Raw genomic sequence first — 23,824 nt, 5'->3', positions numbered from 1 at the left:
AAATAGTATCTGTTACGCAAACGGGGCCGTCAATCGGGCGTTGACCACGCGAATGGCAGCCAATCGAGCGCTCCTGTACACGGCCATCGCCGCGTCCAGACGAAGCCGCTTTAGCCCTCGAGACGCTTGCTCGAGTAATGAGTCAGCCGACGCCCGAGGTCTACGAGCAGGGCAAGGGCATGGACGCCCACAATCAGGTGATGCGGGATATCCGCTCGCGCAAAGAAAAGAGCTACGACCCCCACCAGCCGACGCGGGTCTGGCTCGACGAGGACAACACACCGGACGGCGTCAAACGAAGTTTAACGATCATTCTCAACACCGGCGGCTGTCGCTGGGCCCGCGCGGGGGGTTGTACCATGTGTGGCTACGTCGCCGAAAGCGTCGACGGTGGCTCGGTCCCTCACGAGGCGTTGATGGATCAGATCGAGGTCTGCCTCGAGCACGAGGCTGAAAACGCCGACGAGCCAGCACCCCTCGTCAAAATCTACACCTCCGGCTCGTTTCTGGACGAACGCGAGGTCGGTGCGGACTCCCGTCGGGCCATCGCCGAAACCTTCGGCGACCGCGAACGGATCGTCCTCGAGTCGCTGCCGGATTTTGTCGACCGGGAGAAACTCGAGGATTTCACCCAGTACGGCCTGCAGACTGACGTCGCCGTGGGCCTCGAGACGGCGACCGACCGAGTTCGTCGCGACTGCGTGAACAAGTACTTCGATTTCGCGGATTTCGAGGCAGCATGTACCGACGCAGCAGCTGTCGACGGCGCCGGGATCAAAGCCTATCTTCTGATGAAACCGCCGTTCCTCACCGAGTCGGAAGCTATCGAGGACATGGTCTCCTCGATCGAACGCTGTCTGGCCGTCGACGGCTGTCACACCGTCTCGATGAATCCGTGTAACGTCCAGCGCTACACCATGGTCGACGAACTGTACTTCAACGGGGGGTACCGCCCGCCGTGGCTCTGGTCGGTCGCCACCGTGCTCGAGCGAACGGCCCACGTCGATGGTCTCGTCGTCTCCGATCCAGTCGGCCACGGTACCGACCGCGGTGCGCATAACTGTGGAGAGTGTGACGATCTCGTCCAGAAAGCGATCAAGGACTTCGACTTGCGACAGGACCCGACGGTCTTCGAGCAGGTCGACTGTGAGTGCAAAGCGACCTGGGAGTACGTCGTCGAACACGAGACTGGATATAATCAGCCGCTCACTCGGTGACGACGGACGTTTGTCGCCGATCGTCGGCCCTTCGTGTTAGGATCAGTCCCCGGCTGCTCGGCCGTCGCTTCGAACGAGTTCCTGGGTGATATCTGATTTCGGGATTTCCAGTGTGACCACCGTTCCTCGAGGGTCGCGGTCGTGGAAGGTTAGCTGGCCGCCCGACTGGGTAACGACCCAGTTGACGAGCCACAGTCCGAGGCCGCTGGCGTGTCGGAGCTGGGTAATCTCCTGTTCTTCCTGCAAGAGGGCACGCTCTTCTTCGGGTAATCCGGGACCGTTATCGGCGACCGTGATGGTGACCGACTCGTCGTCGTTCTCGCTGGTCTCGACGCTGACGTGGATCTGGGGCTCACAGCGGTCGTTGTGTTCGGCTGCGTTCTCGAGGACGTGGAAAATCGCGTCCTCGAGCAAGTCGTTCGCCCTGACGTTCAGTCGGTCAGTGAGCGAGTACGATAGCTGGGCGGTGGGATACTCACCCTCGAGTCGCTCGATAGCAGCTTCGGTCGTTTCGATTACGTCGAGCGGGCCTGTCGTGGTGTTTTCGTGATCGAGCGTTTGCTCCACTGCACGGGTCTTTTCAGCCAGACTGATGAGCTCACCCGCCCGCTCTTGAATCGCTTCGGCAAACGTTTCTTCGTCGGTGTCCTCGACGGCATCTGCCAGCATTTCAGCACAGCCGTTGATGATGTTCATGCCGTTTCGGAGGTCGTGACGGAGCACGCGATTGAGGATTTCGACCCGCTTTTGGCGCTGTTTCTGTTCGGTGATATCGGTGTACAGACCGAACGCGCGGTCTGAGTGCTCGTTCATCTCGATGGGAACCACCCGCATCATGAAATCACGCAGACCGTCGACCGTTCGTCGTTTGACCTCGGCCTCGACCGGTTCGCCCCGGTTACCACGAGTATTGAACTCCGCGGCTTCGTCGTTCAACTTCGGGGGGACGATAAACTGGTCCAGTGGCTCTTCGACCAGTTCGGCTTCCTCGTAGCCGAAGATGCGTTCGAATGCGGGGTTAATCTGTTCGACGATGGGGCCTTCCGGGGTCCGCTGTGTGCTGACGACGGCGTCGGGAACGTTCTCGAACAGGGCGGCGAACTGATCACGCTCACTTTTCAACCGACTCTCGAAAGCCAGTCGATCGAGCGCGTTCGTGACGTGTGAAACGAGTAACTCGGTGAGTTCCTGGTCTTCCCGGCCGAACGCTTCAGGCTCGGTTGAAACCGCCTGAAACACGCCGTTTGTGCCGATCGGGACGCTGAGAACGGACTGGTACTCCTCTCGCTCCGGGCTCGCATCCTCGTCGTTGTCGAGGTCACCGACCCGGTACGTCTCGCCAGTTCGATAGGTCTTCCCGGCGATACCGTCATTTATCGTCGTTCGATTCGAAAAGCCATCCTCGTGAATATCGGATGAGACCGCTTCGGTCACCAGGTGGCCGTCCTGGGCGCTATCGACGACACAGACGTCAAATTCGAGGACGTCTTCTGCGGTCTCGACGGTCAGTTCGTACACCTGTTCCGGGCTGGTACACTCCTCGAGACGTGAGGCGATCTCGTGGAGTTTTTCCATCTTTGCCTTCCGCTGGATGAGTTCGCGCTCCATCAGCTTTCGGTCGCTGACGTCCCGGACGATACCGACGCTGCCAGTGACTTCTCCCTCGGTTGCTCGGACGGTCGTGTTCACTTCACACGGGATTTTCTCACCCGCTTTCGTACGGACGGTTACGTCGTACCTTCTGACAGCGTCTAAATCGCTCTCGAGGAGTGCTTCCAGGGCCATCTTTCCTCGCTCGAGGTCCGCTTCATCGAGAACCATCGAAACGTGTTCACCGAGCAGTTCGTCACGGCTGTAGCCAGTTATCCCCGTTAGCGTGTCGTTGACGGTGACGAACCGCCCGTCGGTGTCGAGCGCGTAGACGCTGTCGCCGACGGTCTCGATGACGGCTTTCTTCCGCTGTAGTTCTCGTTCGCGGGCCGCGCGATCGAGCGCAGATTCGGCGGTTGCGGCGAGAACCTGTATGAGATTGATATCGGCGTCCTCGAGCGAGAATCCGCCCGAAGCGGCGACGGTCAGGAGTCCGTGATCGCCGAGCGGATGGATGACGGCGTTACCGACCTCGCTGTCGAGATCGTACGGAACCATGTGCGGTGCAGCGTCGTCGATGATAACCGGTTCACCCGACTCATAGCCTTCCCAGAGTGGTCCATCACCCGGTTCGATTCGGGCCAGGTCACCACTGGCTGCCTCGAGGCGTTCGCTCGTGGCAACGATTTCGAGGACGGTCTCGTCTTCGTCGTAGCGTCGAACGCCGGCGAGGGCTCCGTCGATAATGGAATCCGTCGTCTCGATGACGAGCTCGCCAATCTCGTTCTCCGAACTGGTTTCCATCAACGCCCGCGTCGTTTCCTGCAGTGTTTCAAGTGCCTGTGAGCGACGGAACTCTGTCGTGACGTCTCGGGCGAACGAGAGCACGCTTTCGACGGCTCCGTCTCCGTCAGTTATCGGAATGCTGTACCACTCACAGCGAAGCTCGTTTCCCGCGCTGTCGAGGTTGCGACTGATACCGTGGCTCTGTGTCGGCGCTCCCTCGAGCCAGTTGTCCCACCAGGCGCTGGCGCTGTCTCGTTGGTCCGGCGGAATCAGTAGCTCGGGTGCGAATTCACCAACGGCTTCGGCTTCGCTGTACCCGAAGAGTTCGGTTGCAGCCGAGTTCCAGTGTTCGATCTCGAACGCGGTGTTCCACTCGATGATCGCCAGCGGCGACTGGTCGAACACGCGCTCGGAGCGCTCCGTCAGTTCGGGCGCGTGTGGCGTTCGTGACTCGGCGTATCCGTCTTCGGCCATCGTCGAGAGCGAGTCGTGGGCTTCGGCGTCTGCGGTCGGCGCCGCCCGTGGCGGCTCACCGTCGAAGAGCACGTCGAGCACTCGTGTCAGGAGGGTCGGGATGCCCTGTGATTTGGGGACGTAACCGGCAGCACCGGCCGCAATCGTTTCGCCGGCCAGTGTCTCGTTCCCTGCATCAGTGTACAAAAATATCGGAACCTCGATTCCTCGAGCCTGCAGCTCTCGACAGAGGTCGATACCGGTCTCGTCTCCAAGGTCCTGTTCGGTAATGAGTGCATCCCACGTCAGGTCGCTCCGCTCGAGGCGCTCGAGACACGCCTGCCGTGTTCGGACGTGTTCGACGCTTATGTCTGCATCCCGAAATCCGGCACTGAGGCCGTCCATCTGGTCAGGATCGACGTAGATGACGTGGTTTCGCTCTCCCATTGTGTCTTCCCCCGGAGCCTACTGATCGCTGTTCTCGATTTATCAAGGCACCATACCCTCTTTAGTGCTCGAGTCAACTCAGGACTTGAGTCTACTACTAACAGGCGTAAAATAAAACTACTGCCCACCTGTCGGATTACTGGGGTGCAGCGGGGTCGATTCGTTCGAATCCACGGAGAATTGCCTGCCCGTCGGTCCCGCCGACGTCGGGGAGTGTTGCCCGTTCGGGGTGAGGCATCATGACGGCGACCGTCTCGCGATCACCGAGGACGCCGGCGACGTTGTGTTTCGAGCCGTTCGGATTTGCCTCGGCGCTGAGATTGCCGTCGGCGTCGCAGTAGCGAAACAATACGCGTCCGTCGGTCTCGAGTTGGGTGAGTCGGTCGTCGTCGATTTCGTAGCGACCTTCACCATGGGCGATCGGCACTTTGATTACGTCACCCGTTTCGTAGTCGGCCGTCCAGGGGGTGTCGTCGCGTTCGACGCGCAAATAGACGTGCTCACACTGGAAACGAGCGCTCTCGTTGGTCGTGAACACACCGTCGGTGAGTCCCGATTCACAGCCGACCTGCGCGCCGTTACAGACACCCAGGACGGGGATGCCGTTTCTGGCCGCCTCGCGGACCGCTTCGAGGATCGGCGAGTGGGCCGCTATCGCGCCGGCACGAAGGTAGTCACCGTACGAGAAACCGCCCGGCAGGACGATACCGGTAGTGTCCGCTGGAAGGCCGTCCTCGTGCCAGACTATTTCGGCGTCGATGTCCAGATGCTCGAGTGCGGCCGCGGCGTCGCGGTCGCAGTTTGAGCCGCCAAAGCGGATGATCGAGACCGTCACTGCAGACACCTCCGTGTGGCGAAACTGACGGTGTCGGTCAGGATGATCGAGACCGTCATCTACCGCTCGTCGACCTCCACGTCGTAATCGTGGATGGTCGGGTTTGCCAGCAGTCGTTCGGCCATCTCGTCGACTCGCTGTTCGGCTTCCGCCGAGTCGTCGGCCTCGAGATCAATCTCGAAGCGATCTGCCGAGCGAAGCGCCTCGAGGTCGAACCCCAGGCGCTCGAGCGAACGCCGTGTGGTCTCGGCCTCGGGGTCGAGGACGCCGTGTTTGAGTCGGACGGTCACCGTGGCGGTGTAGGCGGTCATCAGTTGATACCCCGTAACCGTGCTCAAAAACGCTTTCGGGTTCGTCTCGTCATACACGTTCGTGAATATCGGTGTCGCATAGTGTGAGCAGCCTCTGACGACCGGTCCCGGTCGGCCCACACGTTCGGTCGTGACGAACCACTCGTCGGGACCGTTGACGTCACGTACCGCCGGGCGCCCCTACGATGTCGACGCTCGACGGTAGATTGGGACGGTCCCAATCAGTCCTCGAGTATCGCCTCGAGTGTCGCACACACGGCTCGAGTTTCCGGGACGTCGGCTTCGGGTAACTCCCGGTCTTCGAGCAACGCCTTGAGATTGCGACTCTGCCGGTCTGTAACCGTCTGCTCGTCGGATTCGAGACCCTCGAGGACGGTCAACAGCCAGGGTGGGACCGGCTCATCGTCGTCCAGATACTCGTCAGCCGTGGCGACGAGGGTGTGGTGGACGACCCACTGCTGTTCGTGAGAGAGTGCAAGCGTGTGCGTTTCGGTTTCCTGTGGCGGTGTACTCATCGTGTCACTGGTCGATTTCGTCGACCGCTGCTCGACAGTATGAACCACCCGAGCTTAAGCCTTGTTGTATGTTAACTATTCTCTATTGTCGAGGAAGTGGGTCTTTTCAGGGTTTGCGCTTCGCTCGAGGGCCTGGCACACTCGAAAATCCGCTGTCGGAGCGGTGATCGTAATACCCGTGTACTCGAGAAACCGGTTCCCTATCGAACGTCTCGACGCATGGCGATTTCGAACCACGGACAGAGTCGAAGTTGTCGGTACCACTCGGGGTTGCTGTGCAGCCGTTCGTAGGGTACCCACATCAGGCCGGCGACCTCTTCTTCGTCCGGGTCGAGCGACGTGTCCTGCAGGGTCAGTTTGAGCACCGCACAGACCTCGTGTTCGACGCCAGCGTTCTCGAAGTAGCGTTTGTACTCGAAGCGGTCGGTCAGGCGCAGGTCGTCGTACTGGTCCGGCGTCACTCCCAGCTCCTCCTCGAGACGCTGTCTGGTCGCGTCCTCCTGACTCTGTCCCTGGACTGGATGGGAGGCCACGGTTCCGTCCCAGTAGGTCCCCCAGAGGCGTTTGTCGGGTGCCCGCTGGGCGAGCAGTATGTTGTCGTCCCCGTCGAATACCAGAGAGGTAAACGCCCGATGCCGCGTTCCCTCGCCGGTGTGAGCCTCGAGGCGGTTGACCAGTCCAAGTTCGGTATCCTCGGCGTCGACGGCGATGACGTCCTGGGCGGCGTTTTTGTGCGGCAATTCGTCGTCTTCCGCTGTCGCGTTCATAGGCCTATTGAACGGGCGGTTCCTAAAACCAGTATCGGCTTTCCTCGAGAGTGCAGACGACACCGCAACGCTTGACGGAACTGCGTGTCTTCCAAAATCTGAACGGATGCGTGAAACCGATGTTTTCACTCATTAGTCGACGTTTGAGAGGGCGCGGCGCGGTACTCTCGAGGCGCACTTATCCGAGTTTTTCGTCGAGAATCAGGCGCGTTTTCGTGCTCACGACCTCCTCTTGCTCGCGCGCCTGCGTGATGAGTTCGTTGACGCCCCGGGTGTCTGCTGCGTCGACGACCAGCACGATGTCTTGCTCACCCGAAACCTGCCAGACGAAGTCGACTTCAGCCCACTCGGCCATCCGCTCGGCGATGCTGGCCGTATCGACGTCGACCGCGACGCCGATCTCGATCATCGCCTTCACGTTGCCCGTGCGCGTGGTAACAGTAAACCGTTCGATAACGTCGTCGTCGTTCATCCGCTCGACGCGATTGCGGACCGTTCCCTCGCTCGTGCCCACCTCTTCTGCGATCTCCGTATACGGCGTTCGGGCATCTCGTCGGAGGATGTTCAGGATGTTTCGGTCGAGATCGTCCATTGAGATCTACCGATTGGGGTGACACCCACTTGATGATTACGAAATTCGTAACCTCGCTTCGAAGACAACACTTATGTGCCTGTGGTCAGTACGTATCTCGTAATGAACCCGGCCTACGTTGCGCTGGAAAGCGGTCACGTACTCGAGGGGCGTGGTCGTGCACCTGGCACCGCACGCGGGGAACTGGTTTTCACAACAGCTTACACGGGCTACGAGGAGAGCCTGACGGACCCATCTTACGAGGAGCAGGTCCTGACGTTTTCCTACCCTCTAATCGGCAACTACGGCGTCCGAGAGGAACGCTTCGAATCCGATCGCGTTCATCCACGAGCCGTCCTTGCTCGCGAACTCACCGACGACGTGGCCGCCTGGCTCGCCGAAGAAGGCGTGCCGGCCGTCGACCATCTCGACACCCGCGACGTCGTGACCGACGTGCGCGAAGGCGGCGCGATGAAATGCGGTATCGCTGTCGGCAAACACGCCACGCCCGACGACGCCGTCGCCGAACTCGAGCGCTGTCAGGCGATGAGCGACCACACGGAGATCGGCGAGCAGGTCAGCGTGGCCGAACACGCCGTCCACGGTGAAGATAACGACGGCGAGACCGTTGCGCTGATCGACTGTGGCGTCAAAGGTTCGATCATCGACTCGCTGGTCGCCCGCAATGCGACCGTTCACGTGTTCCCACACGACGCGAGTGCTGCCGACGTCGAGGCCGTCGACCCCGACGTGCTGTTCGTCTCGAACGGACCTGGCGACCCGAAAAACTACCCACAGGCTGCGTCGCTCGTCGAAACCTTCGTCGAGGATACGCCCGTCGCTGGCATCTGTCTCGGCCAGCAGATCGTCGCCCGCGCGCTGGGTGGTACCACCGAGAAGATGACCTTCGGTCACCGCGGCGTTAACCAGCCAGTGCTCGACGTCGAAAGCGGACAGGTCGTTATGACGACCCAGAACCACGGCTACACGGTCGCCGAGCCCGGTCCACACCTCGAGGTCTCCCAGCTCAACGTCAACGACGATACGCCCGAAGGTCTCGACGGTATCGAACACGACATCATCACCCGCCAGTACCACCCCGAAGCGAACCCTGGCCCAGAGGACACCCTCGGCTTCTTCGACGACGTCCTCGCGATGGCCAACCCGTCGCGGAACTCCCCTCGAGCGATTCCTGCCGACGACTGAGCGTCGCTATCCGACGTGAACGATTTTCGATTTTCGTAACCCACCTCGAGCGAGTGCGATGGCTCTACGGAGCGAGTACATGACCTCCACTGCTCGAGTGTGACCGGAGAGGCTTTGAACTCGCCGCCGTCTAGTGCATGTATGATCGAGGAGGCAGCAACGACGCTCGAAGAGATCGGCTTCGATCCCGACGAGAGCATCCTCACCCACCGACAGGCGCAGGTACTCGCCTTGCGCGAACGTGGCCACTCTCAGGCGGCCATCGCCGAGGCACTGGGGACCTCTCGAGCCAACGTCTCGTCCGTCGAGGGCAGCGCTCGCGACAACCTCGAGCGCGCAAAGGAGACGGTGGCGTTCGCCGAAGCGTTGCGCGCACCGGTTCGCGTTCGTGTCGAGGGAGGAACGGACCTGTACGACGTCCCGGATCTGGTGTACGAAGCCTGTGACGAGGCCGGCGTCAAGGTCGAACACACCGCGCCTGACCTGATGAAGGTAATTTCCGATCGAGCGGGGGGTGCCATCACCGGTCGACGGGTCGCCGAATCACTCATCGTCGGTGTCACCTCCAACGGCACGGTGCGGGTTCGCTCCTCGGAGTGATCTCGAGTTCGCCGTAACCATCGAATATTAGGCACTCGTGGCTGTAAACCTACGTATGGACCTCGATATTGCGGGTAACACGGCACTGGTCACGGCTTCCTCGAGCGGCCTTGGCCTCGCGAGTGCGACCGTTCTCGCACGACAGGGGGCGAACGTCGCCATCTGCGGGCGAGACGAGGAACGACTCGAGGCCGCACGCGAACACGTTGCGGCCCAGGGCGACGGCGCCGTCCTCGCGAAACCCACTGATCTGACCGACCCAGAGCAGGTTTCGGCGCTGGTGAAAGCGACCGTCGACGAGTTCGGTGGCATCGACCACCTCGTCACCTCTGCCGGCGGGCCACCGAGCACAACCTTTCTCGAGACGGACGACCGCGAGTGGTATGGGGCCTACGACCTGCTGGTGATGAGCGTCGTCTGGACGATCGAGGAGGCCCACCCGTACCTGCACGAGTCCGACGAGGGATCGATCGTCTGTATCACCTCCCGAACGGTCAAAGAGGTCGCTGACGGGCTCTTGCTCTCGAACGCCGTTAGACGCGGCGTAATCGGCCTCGTCAAAACGATCTCGCGGGAATTCGCCCCCGACGTTCGAGCCAACGCGGTCTTACCTGGCACCATCGAGACGCCCCGTATCGAGGAACTGGTCGAGGCCAGAATCGAGAACGGCACCTACGAGAGCTACCAGGAGGGCCTCGAGGAGCTGGCGAGCGACATTCCGATGGATCGAATCGGCGAACCCGAAGAACTCGGCGAGGTCGTTGCCTATCTTTCCAGTCCGCACGCGAGTTTCGTCAACGGTGTCGAGTTACCGATCGACGGCGGGTTGATGCGGAGCTAATCGCTCTTCTCGGCTGTTCGTCTTCGGTACACAGCCACGAAATGCTCGTGAGACTGCGGCTCATACTGTTTCCCACTGATGGGGCACGATACGACCGGAAGACGACAGTTTCTGTTCGCAGTCAGCGGGGCAACAGCCGCCTCGGTCGCCGGCTGTCTCGGCTCCATCGCCTCGCGTCAACCCGACAACTACTCGACGCCGGCGGCCGTCGCCTACGAGGCGGTCGTCGACAGTCAGTGGCTCGAGGACAACCTCGAGGCGGTCGAACTCCTCGACATCCGGCGGGAGAAGGACTTTCTATCGGGCCACATCGAGGGAGCCCATCGATTGCCCGACACGGAGTTGCTGCGCGGTCACTACGCAGAAACGGACGACGGCTACGAGGCCTCACCCGAGGTCATCGCCGATATCGTGGCGCAAGCCGGCATCGAACGCGGTGACGACGTGGCCGTCTACGGCGAGGGGTCGACTCTCTGGGAGACCTACGCGATATACACTTTGCGAGCCATCGGTCACGAAGGCACCGTGGCGCTGCTCGATGGGGGCTACACGGTCTGGGAGGCAGCAAACGCTCCAACCGAAACTGACGACGTGGACGCAGCAGATAGTCAGTACGAACCTGCGCTCGACATGGATGTCGTCGCGACGCGAGCCCACGTGGCCGAGCGAGTCCACGAGGAGGGGGCTGACGTCCAGCTCGTCGACAACCGCACGCCCGAAGAGTACTGGGGGTTAGACGAGGACGACCGCGCCTCTCGACACGGGCATATCACTGGCGCGATCAACGTCAATTTCCCGCAAAACCTCGTTGAAAGCGGAGCTCGACTCCGGTCGCCCGAGGACCTCGAGCAACTGTGGCTGGACGACGCCGGCCTCGAGCCCGACGAGGAGACGATAACCTACTGTACGACCGCCGTTCGCGGCTCTGTCGGCTGGTTCATCCTGGGGCTGCTCGGATTCGAGGAACTGCGCAACTACGAGGGAAGCTGGCACGACTGGGGCACGCTCTCGAGTGCGGACGGCTACCACTACACGACTGGTGAGGGAAGTGGAACCGTCATCGACACGTTTGCGGAGTGAAGGGGGAAGAATCCCTCTCAACGCAGCCATCTGCGTGCCATCGGGGCAAACGTCACCAGCGTGCCAGCAATTTTACCCTTCCGCGTCGTAGTGGCCGACAATGAAACGTGCACCGGGGCGTGACACCCGCCCGGCGTACTCGGAGGAACGACGGACCTGGTACGGGTACGGCACGCTCACTCGAGCGAAGAAATCGCCGTGGCGTCGGTTTCTCCACGACACGAGCACCGTCTTCGCGGACATCTCCATCTTCGGATTACCAGCGCTGTTGCTCGCGTTATTTTTCCCGGACGCGAGTCCCTACGGCGTCGGAGCGACGGCGCTGGTCCTCTGGGTAACGATGACTGCCGTCGCGGCGGTCATCCGCGGTGGCTGGATTATCCCGCTCGGCACCGACGTTCGGGGTTGGGTGTCGATCTCACTCTGGTTGGTCGTTCTCAGGATTTTGTACTACAATCTGGTTATCACCGTCGTGGTCTTTGCCGCACCGGCGCTGGCTCGAGCGGTCGGTATTCCGGCCCTGTCGCTTCTCCTCGCCGTCTTGGCCGGATCCCTCGCCACGTACGCGTTTCCACACCTCGGCGAGCGAGTCTACGTCCGATTCGATAGCTCGAATCCCCACCACGACGAGTGGCTGTCTGACGTGTAACCTGCTCTCTCCCGGGGATCGATAACCTGGGCGTCGTACCCTGTCTGGTGTTCGGTTGTGGTCTGGTAAAATTTAGCAGCCATTGAAACGATTTACACACCTATCGCGACGCTGCCTTGCGATAGAGTGTGCCATGACTTTCAATAGCTACTATAGCTACCGGACGGCTTCGCAATCGTCGTCGTAGATACAAGCCTCTACCCATGTCGGTGTTTCGAGATTGACGTCTGCATCTGGCGTGTATTCGTACTCGTATGCCCTTTTTTCTCGGTCTCCAGTAACATACTCGAAGTACGTCGTTGCCTCTGTTTGCGTGTAGGTCACTGATGCTTCTCGAACCACATCGGAGTCCGAATCAGTGGCAATCGATCCTTCGGCGTCCGTAAATCGATACTGGCCAGCCCATTGATTGACCGGTTCGTAGACAACGATCTCGTCACCCTTCGTACCGACTCGTTCGATACCAGGTAGTTGTAGGCTTTGAACGAGCGTATTCGCCAGGTTCTCAGAACCGACGTCACCCGGGTAACTCTCTTCGACTCTGACGATAACCCACCCTTCGTCATCAGACTCGGTGTAAATCGGCTCGTTACTGTTTCGTTCGATTAAATCTTCATAGAGATCTTCTTTTCCTTCTGGTTGGCCAGCTATCATCGTGTATTTCACACCACCTTCCTGATAACTTTTGTACACCTCCCCTCTTTGGTGAACTTTCGTAATCGAATAGGCGTGAGTCTCGTTTTCCGCAATAGTATAAAATGAAGTGCTCATGCTGTCATCACCCCACGCCCCTGTCACCTCGTACGGGTACTCATGTTCCGCTACCAGTGGTCGTTCTGGTAGTTCATCACCTGGCTGATAGAGCAGAAATCCGGTGAATAGACACAGCGAAAGTACACAACAGATCGCCGTTATCAAATACCACTTCTTTGCCTTCATTCACAAGAGATTGGAACTTTGACACAATAGTCTTTTCGTCTCTTTGCTTATGTTGGTTGCTGTGTCGCTCGGTTCACATCCGGCGTTTCTGGACGAAATTGTCTTCGATACGCAACCCATCACAGACTGCTTCAGGCCTCGGTTTCGTCGTCCGTCTCAGATACATCGACGAGTTCTCGAACGCTTTTGGCTGCCGTTCTCGGGACGACCAGTACGTGGTCGTCGACGGCCACGACGACGAGATCGTCGACACCCAGCAACGAGACGTGTTTTCCCGGGGCGGCGACCACGTTGTCGGTTGCTTCACGGGCCGTCACCGTCGCTCCCTCGAGTGCGGCGTTGCCATCGCCGATCTGCAGCGATTCGAGGCGGCCCAGTGCGTCCCACGTCCCGAGGTCAGCCCACCCGGCCGAGAGGGGGACGACGGCGACGTCGTCCTCGCGCTCGAGGACCCCCTCGTCGATACTGATCGGATCGACCTTCGCGAACGCCTCGAGGGGGTCGACGCCGGCCTCGAGAGCCTCGATCAGTGGTGCGAGCGGCGAGTCACGGGCGGCCCCGAGTAACGCCTCGGGCGTCCACGCGAAGACGCCGGCGTTCCAGTAGGCCCCGTCCTCGAGCAACGAGCGGGCGACTTCGCGGTTCGGTTTCTCTCGGAAGCGACGGACGCTCGAGTACGCCAGATCGCCCTCGGGCTCAGCCCGACCCATCCCGCTTTCGGGAACGATGTAGCCGAACTCGGTAGCCGCTCGCGTGGGCTCGACACCCAGCGTGACGAGTTTCTCGGTGTCGACGGCGACGGCGGCCGCTCGCTCGAGCGTCTGGGCGAACGCCGCCTCGTCCTCGACGTGGTGGTCGCTGGGGAGGGTGACGATTACAGGTGGATCGTCGGTCCGATTTTCGGACTCGTCCCCATCGACTGCTTCATCCGCCTCCCTGCCCTCGCGGGACTTCCCCTCACGTTCCTCGTGAAGCCGCCAGGCGGCGTACACCAGTGCCGGACCGGTTCCCATCGCGTCGGGTTCGACTAACACCCGTGCATCGGTGTCTGTGACGTGTTCGCGAATCGGCTCCTCGAGCGCGTCGTTGGTCAGCATCCAGGTTTTCGCGCTGATTCGGTCGGCACGCTCGAGGGTGCGTTCGAGTAGCGATCGGTCGCCCCCTATCTCGAGAAACTGTTTCGGCCGATCGGGACGGCTGAGGGGGTAGAGTCGCGTCCCGGTTCCCCCGGCCAGCACACAGGCGAGTATCGGCGGCGTGCTCGAGTTCGCCACGGTGCTCACCAGGTTTCGATCCGCCCGTCGTAGATGTCTTCGACACAGCCCTCACAGTCGGGATGGTCGGCCTCGTAACACGCTGGCCGATACTCCTCGTCGAGTTTCGCGGCGCGTTTTTCGGCAAAGCGTCGACAGACGATCTTCGCCCGGTCGGCCTCGTCCGTGGGGATGGTTTTGGCGTTCCGAGCCATTCGATAGGCCTCACGGGCTTCCTCGAGTTGGCCGTCTGCCGACCGACGAACTGACTCGTACTGCGTGCCTGCTTCCCTGACTTTCGAGCGGATAAAGCGCTCGAGTCGACGCCGATCTGCCATTCTCGGTGGGTGTTCGTGGGCGGGACACATAGGCCCGTCGCCCAGTTCCCGATGGTGTGCTGTCGTCTTCCGTTCGACGTGCACTATCGATCAGAGATATTATGACAGCGTAATGTGTCATACCGAATATGAAAAGACGTGCCCTTTTCGGTACGCTTGGACTCATCGTGACGAGCGGCTGTCTCTCGATATTGGCGGAATCTGCGCCAGTGACGTTCGAGATCGTCAATTTCAGGGCGGAGCGGTTCACCGCAGACGTCACGCTTCGACATGACAGTGCCGTCGTGCTGGATGGCTTCGTCGATATCCCTGCACGAGAACCAGACGAAGACGCGGCCGGGTTGTCGCTACAGGTGCTCGAGAACGTATCCAATGGAGACGCCGTCGATGCCCGGATCGAGATCGACGGTCGGGAGTACGAAGACAGGTACGAAATCACCTGCTCTGAGAGTGATCGAGCGACGAATACGTTCCAGTTCACCATCTGGTCGAGTGAAGATCGTGGAGGGATGGAGTTCGGGGGAAGCACGTGCTGATCGGAGATGATCTCGACGAACTGGCTGTCCCAACGCGTGCTATAACACCCCTTGAGCGACTCGCACCTCTCCACATGTCCACTTTCGCTCCGGTGGCGGCAGTTTAAATACTATTGGGCGCGAACACCGGTATGCCTCCCATGGATACACAAGAGGAGGCGTGATCCGATGAGCGACGTACCCCAACACGCAGCAGACATACACGAGCAGTTTTCAGACCACATCGACGTCACCGTCGAAGACGTCGAGGAGCGACTCAGCACCCTCGTCGACGAGTACAAAGTGCCGATGGACGAGGCGCGCCGTTCCGTCACGACGCACTACCTCGACGAGGCCGGCCTCGAGCGCGAAGATATCTCGAGTGGCTCGAGCGAACGCGCCCAGATCGAGGACGTCGACGAACCAGAAGAGTGGATCGACCTCCGCGCCAAGGTCATCGAACTCTGGGAGCCCCGCAGCGACTCCGTCGCCCAGGTCGGCCTTCTGGGTGACCCCACGGGCACGATCAAGTTTACCAAATGGGCCAAATCCGACCTCCCGAGTCTCGAGGAAGGCGGCGTCTACGACCTCCGCAACGTCGTCACTGACGAGTACCAGGGCCGGTACTCGGTCAAACTCAACTCGACGACGGTCGTCGAGGAACTCGACGAGGAGATCGAAGTCGGCGACGACACCAGCGAGATCGAGGGCGCACTCGTGGACATGCAGAGCGGGAGCGGCCTGATCAAACGCTGTCCCGAGGAGGGCTGTACCTACGTTCTCCAGAACGGTCGCTGTCCCGACCACGGTGAGGTCGAAGGCGAGTTCGACCTCCGAATCAAAGGTGTCGTCGACGACGGCATCGACGCTCACGAGGTTATTTTCGACGCCGAGTCGACCGAATCCCTGACCGGGATCAGCCTCGAGGAGGCCAAGGAGATGGCGATGGACGCACTCGACACGACGGTCGTCGCCGACGAAATCCGCGATCGAATCGTCGGCACCTACTACCGTATCGAGGGACCGACGTTCGGCCGCTACGTACTGGCTGACGACGTCGAGGAACTCGACGGATCGGTCGATGCTGAATCGCTGCTGATCAAAGCGAGGTCGATGTAAATGTCTCAGACCCAACTCACCCGTGAAGTCGCTAAACGCGTCTTCGCATCCGAATTCAACGATTCCACGTACGCCTTCAAAGAGTCCGACGACGAACGCGCGCCAAACTATGCGCTCATGCCCACGGGCGACCGGGCTAATCGTGTGTTCTTCGTCGGGACGCTGACCGAAACCGAAGACGTCGGCGAGGACAGCGAGTACTGGCGCGGCCGCGTCGTCGACCCGACGGGGACGTTCTTCGTCTACGCCGGGCAGTACCAGCCCGAAGCGGCGGCCGTCCTCCGTGACACGGAACCGCCGGCGTACGTCGCCATCGTCGGCAAGCCACGAACCTACGAGACAGATGACGGCACGATCAACGTCTCCGTCCGACCGGAATCCATCGCCGTCGTCGACGAAGCCACCCGCGACCGCTGGGTCGTCGAAACTGCCGAGCGCACCCTCGAGCGCATCGAAGCGTTCGCGGAGTTCGAAGCCGAGCAAGAAGCGCCTGAGAGCGGGTCGACGGTGCCGTCCAACGAGTACGCTCAGATGGCCCTCGAGCGCTATGACTCGCCAGTCGAAAACTACCGTCGTGACGTGATCGCTGCCCTCGAGAGTCTCGAAGAACTCGAAGCGTCGGCCTGATACGTCTTCCTGTCGACTGCGATTTACCGCTCCCGTTTTTTCGCGATGGTCGATTTCGAACGGACAGCCGGACCCATACTGGCCGTGTCCCCGTCTGACGAATCATTAAGTGGCCTGGCTACAGAAAGGAGGATAGCATGGGCAACAAGAACAAGACGATCTCGTTCCGGGTGAACGAGGACGCATTCACCGCGTTACAGGAGATCGCCGAGGAACGCGATATCTCGTTGTCCGCCGTCTTCCGTGATTACGTCGATTTGCTGGTCGAACACGACGGCCAGGTGGCTGTGGTACCCGAAGACGAACTCGAGCGACGGAGCGATGACGACGACGACGAACCGTCGTTCCCGCCGACTGTGGAGGTTCCAAAGAGTTTCGTTCGCGAACACGAACGGCTCGAACTCGAGTCCGAGCACCTGCGCGAACAGCTCGAGGAACACAAATCCTACGTGAATGACCTTCGAGACCGACTCGATGCAGAAGAGGAGGAAGTGTTGTTGCTCGACGACCTCGACGAGGCAAACGGGTCGTCGACGGTCCGGTGACTGGCCCACTTTATAGTCTGTTATACGAGCCCGGCTGTCACCGGGACAGCTCTCGTTTGACCTGCCGAATTTCGTCTGCAGCCTCCGGGTTCCCATCGACGCGCGCTAGCCCTTCTGCAGCCTCGAGCGTCCGGACGCCGCTGTCGAGAAACGAGAGGACGTCGCCGGTGTAGGCGTACACCATGTAGTCGTCGCTCATGACGTCGACGATCGCCTCGGGGCCGAGCCCCTGTGCGCGCAACTCGAGCAGGTATTTCATGAACTTGCGTTCCGGGCAGCCACAGTAGGGATTGTCCTGACAGTCACAGTCGAGAAAGTCTGTCGCGAAATCGAGTACCCGCTCTCGAGTCGCATCGTCGAGCTTCTCGAGCCCTTGCCCCTGAAAGAGGACGTCGAGAGTGGCACCTTTGAACGCCCCCTTTGGGATATTGGTCTCCAGCTGGGAGCTGAGTTGCCGATGGTTTTTGACGTAGATTTTGTCGGTGATGGCCACGCGTTGGTCGATGTACTCGAGGGGGCGTCAAAAGCCCCTCGGTCACGATTGAGCCGACTATTTTTGCGTTGTGCACGATCGGCTGTTTTGCTATGCAGTATGTAGTATATACTTTATTTCCCATACTGTATTGGTATGCTTTCCAAACCTCTGTCTCGACACTCACCGTGTCACGCGATAGAGATACACACGGTGTCTCGAGAGTCGTAACGTATTTGAACTCAACCGGGCTAAGATGGCTTGCAAGCGTGTCCGGGTTAGGGTAGTGGACTATCCTTCAGCCTTGTGGAGGCTGAGACGCGGGTTCAATTCTCGCACCCGGACCTTCTGGCGACGAACAGACGTGAGGAGTTAACACTCCGTTCGGATATTGATTCATGCGGGTTCATCGAGTGAGTTTCGTAGTCGGCTTCAATTCTCACATCTGGCCATTACCGTGACAAGTAAACCGAGGGGTACAACCGACGGACCGAGATCGAGCACCGGCAATCGTCGAGCACGAATCGCTTAATATTCTGTCAAGCGTCGACGTTTGGGAGGGGACTAGTTCACAAAGCCCTCGTTGGCGGCGGGATTCATCGCCCCGCTCTGTCGGATGATATTCATCGCGGTCATCAGATCGGTGCGGGTGATCAGGCCGACGAGGTCGCCGTGGCGATCCATCACTAGCAGGCGGCCGATGTCGTCTTTTTGCATCCGCTCGAGGGCCGTCATCGCGTCGGCGTCGGGCTCGATGGTTTTCAGGTCGGTCGACATCACGTCCGCGACCGTGAACGCGTCCCGCTCGACCGGTTTGATGTCTCGAGCGTCCGAGAGGGTGACGAGCCCGACGAGGTGGCCGTCGTCGATGACCGGATAGCCGGTGTGTCGTTCACTGAACATTCGGCGGATCAGATCGGCGACACTCGTCCCGGGCATAACGGTGTGCAAGCTCCCAGCGGGGGTCATGATGTCGCGGACGGAAACGCCTTCGAAGGCGGCTTTCATCGTCACCTGTCGGGACTCGCTCGAGGCGGCGATGTAGACGAAAAAGGCAACAGCGATGAGGAAGATGTTGGTGAACAGGCCGAACAGTGCCATGATGATTGCAAACAGTTTGCCGATGCTCGCTGCCTGTTGGGTCGCTCGAGCGTACGGTCGGTTCCGCGCCAGAAGAGCACGGAGGACACGACCGCCGTCCATCGGAAACGCCGGAACCATGTTGAAGATAGCCAGGGCGACGTTCAATACAGCGAGATAGCCGAGCACGAACCGGATACCGTCGAGTTCTGCTGGGGTGGCTAGAAACAGGCCGTAGGATGCTACACCGACGAGCACAGAGACGATCGGGCCGGCGATGGCGATGTTCAGTTCCTGTTTCCAATCTTCGGGCATTTCCGAGAGGGCTGCCAGCCCACCGAGCAGCCAGAGCGTAATCGATTCGATAGGGAACCCATACCGTTGTGCGGTCAACGAGTGGCCGAGTTCGTGAAGAACGACGCCGACGAACAACCCGATTGCAGCGGTCAGTCCGAGTATCCAGGGCGTCATCCCGGTGGTGATCTCTTCAGTCGAGATTCCCGCGTTCATCGTCTCGTTCAGGATGGCGGCGACGGGTTCGATCTGGAGGCCGATGAGATAAGCGAAGACGGGTAAAATGAGGAGAAACGTAATGTCGAGTTTGATTGGGATGCCAAACAATGAGCCGATCCGAAAACTCTTCATATCGCTACATACCGGTGGCATCCCCTTAAGCACGCTGTCCTTTTCGCTGCTCTTCGTTCACCACAGGCGGCCAGTGTGGCCGGCAAATGGAATTCGTCATGTCATCTTTTATCAAAGGACATATAATGACATCATTACGCATTACTCAATATGTATTCCATGTGGCATAGATTTATATTTGAGTTCGGTGTGACCTTGAGTAGACAATGATGCACCAACAGCTCACCTCAAAACAGGTCGAATCACTCCCAGCAAATCTCAGCTCGCCACAATCGAAACTCGTGTATCTCTACCTCGAGGTCACCGGCGAAACGACACTCGATGAACTGGCCGGGGCGCTTTCGATGCAGAAAATCGACGTCTTGAGCGTGGTTCGCTCGCTCGCGGATGATGACCTCATCGAGTGTGACGGAACACACTACCAATGCTGTACCTGACTGTCGGTAGTCGGTGACCCGAATACCTTTGGCTCGTTTCTCTTCGGATACTGTCGCTCGTAGGCTGATACGGTCTGTTGTAACTACTTGCCGGTGATTGCCTATATAGTAGCCAGTGAAACAATTTATACACCTACCGCGATGCAGTCTTGCGATAGGGTGTGCAATGACGTTCACTGGCTACTATACCTGTTCGGCAATCGCCGATAAGAGAATACAGTAAACCGTATCAGGGCGTCTCTCGAGACACACCGACGGTTCGAAGGCTTTATTCCCGCGGTGGGCTTCGTTCCCAACAAGTAACCATGTCCGACAAACCCGCCTCAATGTATCGGAAGATCGACAAGCCGGCGTACACGCGCCGTGAATACATCACTGGGATCCCCGGCTCGAAAATCGCTCAGCACCAGATGGGCGACCGGAGCGCCACCGCAGACGATTACCCGGTCCAGATCAGTCTGGTCGCCGACGAGGAGTGTCAGATCCGACACGGTAGCCTCGAGGCCTCGCGTCTGTCTGCAAACCGGCACATGATCAAAAACGCTGGCGAGTTCCAGTACAAGATGATCCTCCGGAAGTTCCCCCACCAGGTGCTACGTGAGAACAAGCAGGCAACCGGTGCGGGTGCAGACCGTGTTTCCGACGGGATGCGCCAGTCGTTCGGGAAAATCGTCGGCACTGCCGCTCGCGTCCAGAAAGGCGACCGTATCTTCACCGTCTGGTGTGATGTCGACGACGCCGCCTTCGCAAAAGACGCGTTCCGCCGTGCGTACAACAAGATCACGCCGCCGTGCCGTATCGTCGTCGAGAAAGGCGAAGAGCAGCTGATCTCCTGATCGGAACGCAGTTTTCGACTCACAGGCTGTTGTAACCGTTTACCGGTCGGTGGCCATCCCGCTTCGGTGCTGCCAGTGAGGACACAACAGCCACCACCGATCCTCTCTCGTGAGCACCGCGTCCGGTTCCGCGAAGGGAATATTCACGTCGATTCGGTCGGTATCCTCGAGTGATGATCGATCTCGCCGTCGCCAACCGCGAGGAGACGTTCGAGCGGATGGCAGCCCCGCTTGCCGAACGCGGTATCGAGTGTCACCACGTTCCCGTTCGCGAACGAACGGTGGCGCTCGAGGACCCGCCCTGGTCGCGGACGGACTACGATGTCGGTTTCGTCTATCCGGGTCGACTGATGGAAGGGGGTGTCGCTGACGCACTGCTCGAGGTTCCCTGGCTCAACGGGCTCGAGGCGGTGGTTACTTCGCGAAACAAGGGGGGTGTACTCGCCAGGCTCGAGCGAGGGGGGATTTCGGTCCCGGATTCCGTGTACGTCTCGAACCCGGTTGACGACGCCGAACTGGCGCGGGTGTTCGAGCGTTTCGAGCCGCCGGTCGTCGTCAAACCGAACTCGACGACCCGCGGCGTCGGCGTCGCGAAGGCCCACGACCTGGATTCGTTTCTCGGGATCTGTGAGTACCTCTCGCTCGTCCACGACTACCGGGCAACGGGGGACAAGTCGTTTCTGGTTCAGGAGTACGTCCCCGACGCCTCGGACTATCGCGTGATGGTACTCCAGGGGGAGATCGTCGGAGCTGTCGAACGCCGACTGCCCGAGGTAGCTCGCGAACAGGGTCGTTGGAAACACAACGTTCACCGTGGGGCTGAAGCCACCGGCGTCGAGATTCCGGAAGCCTGGCGCGAGATTGCGCTGGCGGTTGCGGAGACACTCGAGATACCGTTTCTGGGCGTCGATTTACTCGTCGACGCTGGGGGGCGGGTCCTCGTCAACGAAACGAACGCCCGGCCGACGATCGATGCAGCGACGAAGTACGAACCGGGGTTTTACGACCGGTTGGCCGAGGCGATTTCGGGGTGTCTCGAGGAGCGGTAATCACTGCAATGGATAGTTCACTCGCGATACGACAGTCGGTCGTTCTTCTGGTAGTGTTACCTACCGCAATTGGTATCGTCTCCTTTCTTTTCGACGACGCCATCACATCGGGTGTCTTGATGGGTTTTTTGATGGCGCTGCTTATTCTCTCCCTCCTTTTCTGGTCGAATATACTCGGCAACCCGGAGCACGCTGGCCGGTTCTCCGATAAATAATCTCGTCGATTCGGGCGAGAAAAACGAACGACGCGCGGACGAGCGTGCTGATTACTCGAGGCTGATGTCCGAAGACTGGTCGGCGGGTTCGAAGACGACCTCGAGGACACCGTTGTTGTAGGTCGCGGTGGCGGTGTGCTCGTTCACGCGGCGAGGGAGCGAGACGCGCTCGTCGTACTCGCGGTGGTCGCTTCGAGCTGAGATGGTGAGCGTTTTACCGTCGCACTCGAGTTCGATGTTTCGTTTCTCGACGCCGGGGAGGTCTGCGATGACTCGCAGTTCGTCGTCGGTGTCGTGGACGTCGACGTGGGTGTCAGCCCCGAAGCCGTTCTCGACGTCCGTGCTCGAATGGACGTCCATATTCGAGCCGTTCATCATGTCGTTCATCATTCGTTCGATCTCGCGAAACAGATCATCGAAGGGTTCGTCGCGGTCGTCTCTTCGCATGAGCGACCGTAAGCAGGGAACGTGCAAAAACCTGTTCCTGATCGGGTTCGGTGGTGGGGACGTATCGTCGGCGTTCACTCTTCCCGACGAAAGACCGGGACACGACGCCGAAAACGGGACTCCTGAACCGTCGGTTGGTGAGGAGACCCGCTATGGACGTACGGTTCAGCGACGGACGGGGCTGGTCGCTGATCGGTAGTTGGTACAAAACCTTCATATGGAGTGTTGTCACCGCCTCGAGGAGTCGTGGATATTCGAAGCGGAACTCGTCGATTCGGGGGATGGCCTCGTGTCTGCGGTCTGTCGTTCAGTCTGCCGTCTGTGTGTCGAGGCGTTTGGTCACACGGCCGTTCAATCGGGAAAAGCCGATGCCGAGCGTCTCGTTAGTTAGCGAGCGACTTTCCGGGCCGGAAAGGTGGCCGGACAGCGATCGGAGTGCATCGATGTTTTCGGGGACGACGTCCGATTCCTGGTGAATCGCTTGCATACAATAGAGGTCGTTGCCCTGTATCGTCACTGACTCTTCCCAGATACAGTTCTCCCAGATGTCCGCTCGGGGCCGGCCGGCATCGGCAGCGAAGTCTTTCAGGGTGCCTGCGCCATCGAGACCGGCGAAGTCGGGAATCATCACGAGGCGGTCTTCGCTCCCGAGCAGTTCCCGGACGTCTTCATCATCCTCGGGCGGATTCTCGAGGGTGACGTTGATCGCGTGGACGTGCATCATCGTTGTCGGCACTTTCAGACCGATGGTGTCGATGTCGAGGTTGGGGAAGATGGTCTGAACGTCGGGGCCGTGGTGTGACGGAATCGAAACGGGGTTTGGGACGGTGTCGTTGATTGGGCCGCGCCCGGTCTGGTTGGGGTCGCCACCGCGCCGGATCAGCGTTGCTCTGACTTTCTCGATGCCGTAGGCGTCCTCGAGTGGGGCGACGAGCCGAGAGAGCCCGGTCGTATTACAGGAGACGACGCGTACGTAGTCGGCATTGGTGGCCTCGTCGTAGTTGACGCGGGCGTTGAAGCTGACTTCGGCAACGGTGGCGTCTTCGCCACCCTGGAAAATTGCTGGCGTGTCGTGTCGTTCGTACAGCGGGCGGTTCTGTGCGCCGACCCCGCTTGGGGTTGCGTCGATGACGACGTCACTCTGTTCGACGAGGTCGTCGACGGTTCCGGCGACGTCGATGTCGATAGCCCGGAACTCGTCGATCCGTTCGTCATCGACAGCGTACAGGTCATAGCCCGCTTCGACGGCCCCGACGGCGACGTAATCGGGGCTGACTTTGGCAACGCCGCAGACGTCCATATCCGGTTGTGCGCGGACGGCATCTGCGACGCGTTTGCCGATGGTTCCGTATCCGTTGATTCCGACACGAAGCATACGAGTAGTGCTCCACTGGGAGCGAGTATAATCGTTTCGGATGATTTGACAGATGTTAACTCGT

At 59.9% G+C, this 23,824-nt stretch carries 27 protein-coding genes and 1 tRNA gene; 15 read left to right on the top strand and 13 right to left on the bottom strand.

What is annotated here, in order from left to right; all coding sequences use genetic code 11:
- The first annotated feature begins 137 nt into the window (after positions 1-137).
- On the top strand, positions 138-1,217 hold the full coding sequence (locus NLK60_RS08275) for an archaeosine biosynthesis radical SAM protein RaSEA (RefSeq protein ID WP_254810411.1): 1,080 nt from the start codon (positions 138-140) through the stop codon (positions 1,215-1,217).
- 42 nt (positions 1,218-1,259) lie between these two features.
- Here NLK60_RS08275 and NLK60_RS08270 read toward each other — a convergent pair whose 3' ends face one another.
- From NLK60_RS08270 to NLK60_RS08245, 6 genes are all read right to left on the bottom strand, one after another.
- A complete protein-coding gene (locus NLK60_RS08270; RefSeq protein ID WP_254810410.1) occupies positions 1,260-4,493 on the bottom strand; it encodes a PAS domain S-box protein in 3,234 nt (1,077 codons plus the stop codon).
- Positions 4,494-4,629: 136 nt separating this feature from the next.
- On the bottom strand, positions 4,630-5,328 hold the full coding sequence (purQ, locus tag NLK60_RS08265; RefSeq protein ID WP_254810409.1) for a phosphoribosylformylglycinamidine synthase I: 699 nt from the start codon (positions 5,326-5,328) through the stop codon (positions 4,630-4,632).
- A 59-nt stretch (positions 5,329-5,387) separates the two neighbouring features.
- On the bottom strand, positions 5,388-5,639 hold the full coding sequence (gene purS, locus NLK60_RS08260; protein ID WP_254810408.1) for a phosphoribosylformylglycinamidine synthase subunit PurS: 252 nt from the start codon (positions 5,637-5,639) through the stop codon (positions 5,388-5,390).
- Between the two features lie 221 nt (positions 5,640-5,860).
- A complete protein-coding gene (locus NLK60_RS08255; protein ID WP_254810407.1) occupies positions 5,861-6,154 on the bottom strand; it encodes a DUF7853 family protein in 294 nt (97 codons plus the stop codon).
- A 200-nt stretch (positions 6,155-6,354) separates the two neighbouring features.
- Positions 6,355-6,921 (bottom strand): NUDIX hydrolase, encoded by a 567-nt coding sequence (locus NLK60_RS08250; protein ID WP_254810406.1) that lies wholly within the window; start codon positions 6,919-6,921, stop codon positions 6,355-6,357.
- A 178-nt stretch (positions 6,922-7,099) separates the two neighbouring features.
- Positions 7,100-7,513: an Lrp/AsnC family transcriptional regulator gene (locus NLK60_RS08245; RefSeq protein ID WP_254810405.1), complete on the bottom strand. Its 414-nt coding sequence runs from the start codon at positions 7,511-7,513 to the stop codon at positions 7,100-7,102.
- Between the two features lie 102 nt (positions 7,514-7,615).
- Here NLK60_RS08245 and carA point away from each other — a divergent pair, with 102 nt between their 5' ends.
- The 5 genes from carA to NLK60_RS08220 all read left to right on the top strand — a co-directional run bounded on the left by carA (position 7,616) and on the right by NLK60_RS08220 (position 11,868).
- Entirely contained in the window at positions 7,616-8,698 is a 1,083-nt protein-coding gene (gene carA, locus NLK60_RS08240) for a glutamine-hydrolyzing carbamoyl-phosphate synthase small subunit (RefSeq protein ID WP_254810404.1), read from the top strand.
- Positions 8,699-8,839: 141 nt separating this feature from the next.
- The gene (locus NLK60_RS08235) at positions 8,840-9,298 is read left to right on the top strand and encodes a Tfx family DNA-binding protein (RefSeq protein WP_254810403.1); all 459 of its coding nucleotides are present in this window, start codon (positions 8,840-8,842) and stop codon (positions 9,296-9,298) included.
- A 55-nt stretch (positions 9,299-9,353) separates the two neighbouring features.
- On the top strand, positions 9,354-10,139 hold the full coding sequence (locus NLK60_RS08230; protein WP_254810402.1) for an SDR family oxidoreductase: 786 nt from the start codon (positions 9,354-9,356) through the stop codon (positions 10,137-10,139).
- 78 nt (positions 10,140-10,217) lie between these two features.
- On the top strand, positions 10,218-11,219 hold the full coding sequence (locus NLK60_RS08225; protein WP_254810401.1) for a sulfurtransferase: 1,002 nt from the start codon (positions 10,218-10,220) through the stop codon (positions 11,217-11,219).
- A gap of 100 nt (positions 11,220-11,319) precedes the next feature.
- A complete protein-coding gene (locus tag NLK60_RS08220) occupies positions 11,320-11,868 on the top strand; it encodes a DUF8215 family protein (protein WP_254810400.1) in 549 nt (182 codons plus the stop codon).
- Positions 11,869-12,024: 156 nt separating this feature from the next.
- Here the strand turns inward: NLK60_RS08220 and NLK60_RS08215 are convergent, their stop codons facing one another.
- The 3 genes from NLK60_RS08215 to NLK60_RS08205 all read right to left on the bottom strand — a co-directional run bounded on the left by NLK60_RS08215 (position 12,025) and on the right by NLK60_RS08205 (position 14,398).
- Positions 12,025-12,522, bottom strand: a complete 498-nt coding sequence (locus tag NLK60_RS08215) for a hypothetical protein (protein WP_254810399.1) — start codon at positions 12,520-12,522, stop codon at positions 12,025-12,027.
- 416 nt (positions 12,523-12,938) lie between these two features.
- Positions 12,939-14,090: a mannose-1-phosphate guanylyltransferase gene (locus NLK60_RS08210; RefSeq protein WP_254810398.1), complete on the bottom strand. Its 1,152-nt coding sequence runs from the start codon at positions 14,088-14,090 to the stop codon at positions 12,939-12,941.
- The gene (locus tag NLK60_RS08205; RefSeq protein WP_254810397.1) at positions 14,087-14,398 is read right to left on the bottom strand and encodes a DUF7091 family protein; all 312 of its coding nucleotides are present in this window, start codon (positions 14,396-14,398) and stop codon (positions 14,087-14,089) included. The genes NLK60_RS08210 and NLK60_RS08205 overlap by 4 nt, the downstream gene beginning before the upstream one ends.
- A gap of 128 nt (positions 14,399-14,526) precedes the next feature.
- On the opposite strand from NLK60_RS08205, the gene NLK60_RS08200 reads away from it, so the two are divergent.
- From NLK60_RS08200 to NLK60_RS08185, 4 genes are all read left to right on the top strand, one after another.
- On the top strand, positions 14,527-14,934 hold the full coding sequence (locus NLK60_RS08200) for a hypothetical protein (protein WP_254810396.1): 408 nt from the start codon (positions 14,527-14,529) through the stop codon (positions 14,932-14,934).
- 168 nt (positions 14,935-15,102) lie between these two features.
- Positions 15,103-16,032, top strand: a complete 930-nt coding sequence (locus NLK60_RS08195) for a replication factor A (protein WP_254810395.1) — start codon at positions 15,103-15,105, stop codon at positions 16,030-16,032.
- Positions 16,033-16,659 (top strand): RPA family protein, encoded by a 627-nt coding sequence (locus NLK60_RS08190; protein ID WP_254810394.1) that lies wholly within the window; start codon positions 16,033-16,035, stop codon positions 16,657-16,659.
- A gap of 137 nt (positions 16,660-16,796) precedes the next feature.
- A complete protein-coding gene (locus tag NLK60_RS08185) occupies positions 16,797-17,204 on the top strand; it encodes a DUF8146 domain-containing protein (protein WP_254810393.1) in 408 nt (135 codons plus the stop codon).
- A 37-nt stretch (positions 17,205-17,241) separates the two neighbouring features.
- Here NLK60_RS08185 and NLK60_RS08180 read toward each other — a convergent pair whose 3' ends face one another.
- Positions 17,242-17,697, bottom strand: coding sequence for a DUF5814 domain-containing protein (locus tag NLK60_RS08180; protein WP_254810392.1), 456 nt, complete (start codon positions 17,695-17,697; stop codon positions 17,242-17,244).
- A gap of 251 nt (positions 17,698-17,948) precedes the next feature.
- Between NLK60_RS08180 and NLK60_RS08175 the strand changes: the two genes are divergently transcribed.
- Positions 17,949-18,021, top strand: a tRNA-His gene (locus NLK60_RS08175).
- Positions 18,022-18,240: 219 nt separating this feature from the next.
- Here the strand turns inward: NLK60_RS08175 and NLK60_RS08170 are convergent.
- Positions 18,241-19,401 carry a CBS domain-containing protein gene (locus NLK60_RS08170; protein WP_254810391.1) on the bottom strand — a complete coding sequence of 387 codons (1,161 nt, stop codon included), beginning with the start codon at positions 19,399-19,401 and terminating at the stop codon, positions 18,241-18,243.
- A gap of 206 nt (positions 19,402-19,607) precedes the next feature.
- Between NLK60_RS08170 and NLK60_RS08165 the strand changes: the two genes are divergently transcribed.
- The 3 genes from NLK60_RS08165 (at position 19,608) to NLK60_RS08155 (ending at position 21,723) form a co-directional block, all read left to right on the top strand.
- Positions 19,608-19,838, top strand: a complete 231-nt coding sequence (locus NLK60_RS08165; protein ID WP_254810390.1) for a MarR family transcriptional regulator — start codon at positions 19,608-19,610, stop codon at positions 19,836-19,838.
- A gap of 305 nt (positions 19,839-20,143) precedes the next feature.
- Positions 20,144-20,674 (top strand): 50S ribosomal protein L16, encoded by a 531-nt coding sequence (locus NLK60_RS08160; RefSeq protein WP_254810389.1) that lies wholly within the window; start codon positions 20,144-20,146, stop codon positions 20,672-20,674.
- Positions 20,675-20,847: 173 nt separating this feature from the next.
- Positions 20,848-21,723 (top strand): ATP-grasp domain-containing protein, encoded by an 876-nt coding sequence (locus NLK60_RS08155; protein ID WP_254810388.1) that lies wholly within the window; start codon positions 20,848-20,850, stop codon positions 21,721-21,723.
- Positions 21,724-21,989: 266 nt separating this feature from the next.
- Here NLK60_RS08155 and NLK60_RS08150 read toward each other — a convergent pair whose 3' ends face one another.
- Positions 21,990-22,385 (bottom strand): Hsp20/alpha crystallin family protein, encoded by a 396-nt coding sequence (locus tag NLK60_RS08150; RefSeq protein WP_254810387.1) that lies wholly within the window; start codon positions 22,383-22,385, stop codon positions 21,990-21,992.
- Here NLK60_RS08150 and NLK60_RS08145 point away from each other — a divergent pair.
- Positions 22,384-22,584, top strand: coding sequence for a hypothetical protein (locus NLK60_RS08145; RefSeq protein WP_254810386.1), 201 nt, complete (start codon positions 22,384-22,386; stop codon positions 22,582-22,584). The two genes, NLK60_RS08150 and NLK60_RS08145, sit on opposite strands and share 2 nt — an antisense overlap.
- 108 nt (positions 22,585-22,692) lie before the next feature.
- On the opposite strand, the gene NLK60_RS08140 is transcribed toward NLK60_RS08145, so the two are convergent.
- Positions 22,693-23,760, bottom strand: coding sequence for a type II glyceraldehyde-3-phosphate dehydrogenase (locus tag NLK60_RS08140; protein ID WP_254810385.1), 1,068 nt, complete (start codon positions 23,758-23,760; stop codon positions 22,693-22,695).
- Positions 23,761-23,824 lie beyond the last annotated feature (64 nt).

Source organism: Natronosalvus amylolyticus (genome assembly GCF_024298845.1).
GTDB lineage: Archaea > Halobacteriota > Halobacteria > Halobacteriales > Natrialbaceae > Natronosalvus > Natronosalvus amylolyticus.
The sequence above is the reverse complement of the archived record's forward strand: the minus strand, read 5'-3'. Positions and strand labels throughout refer to the sequence as shown.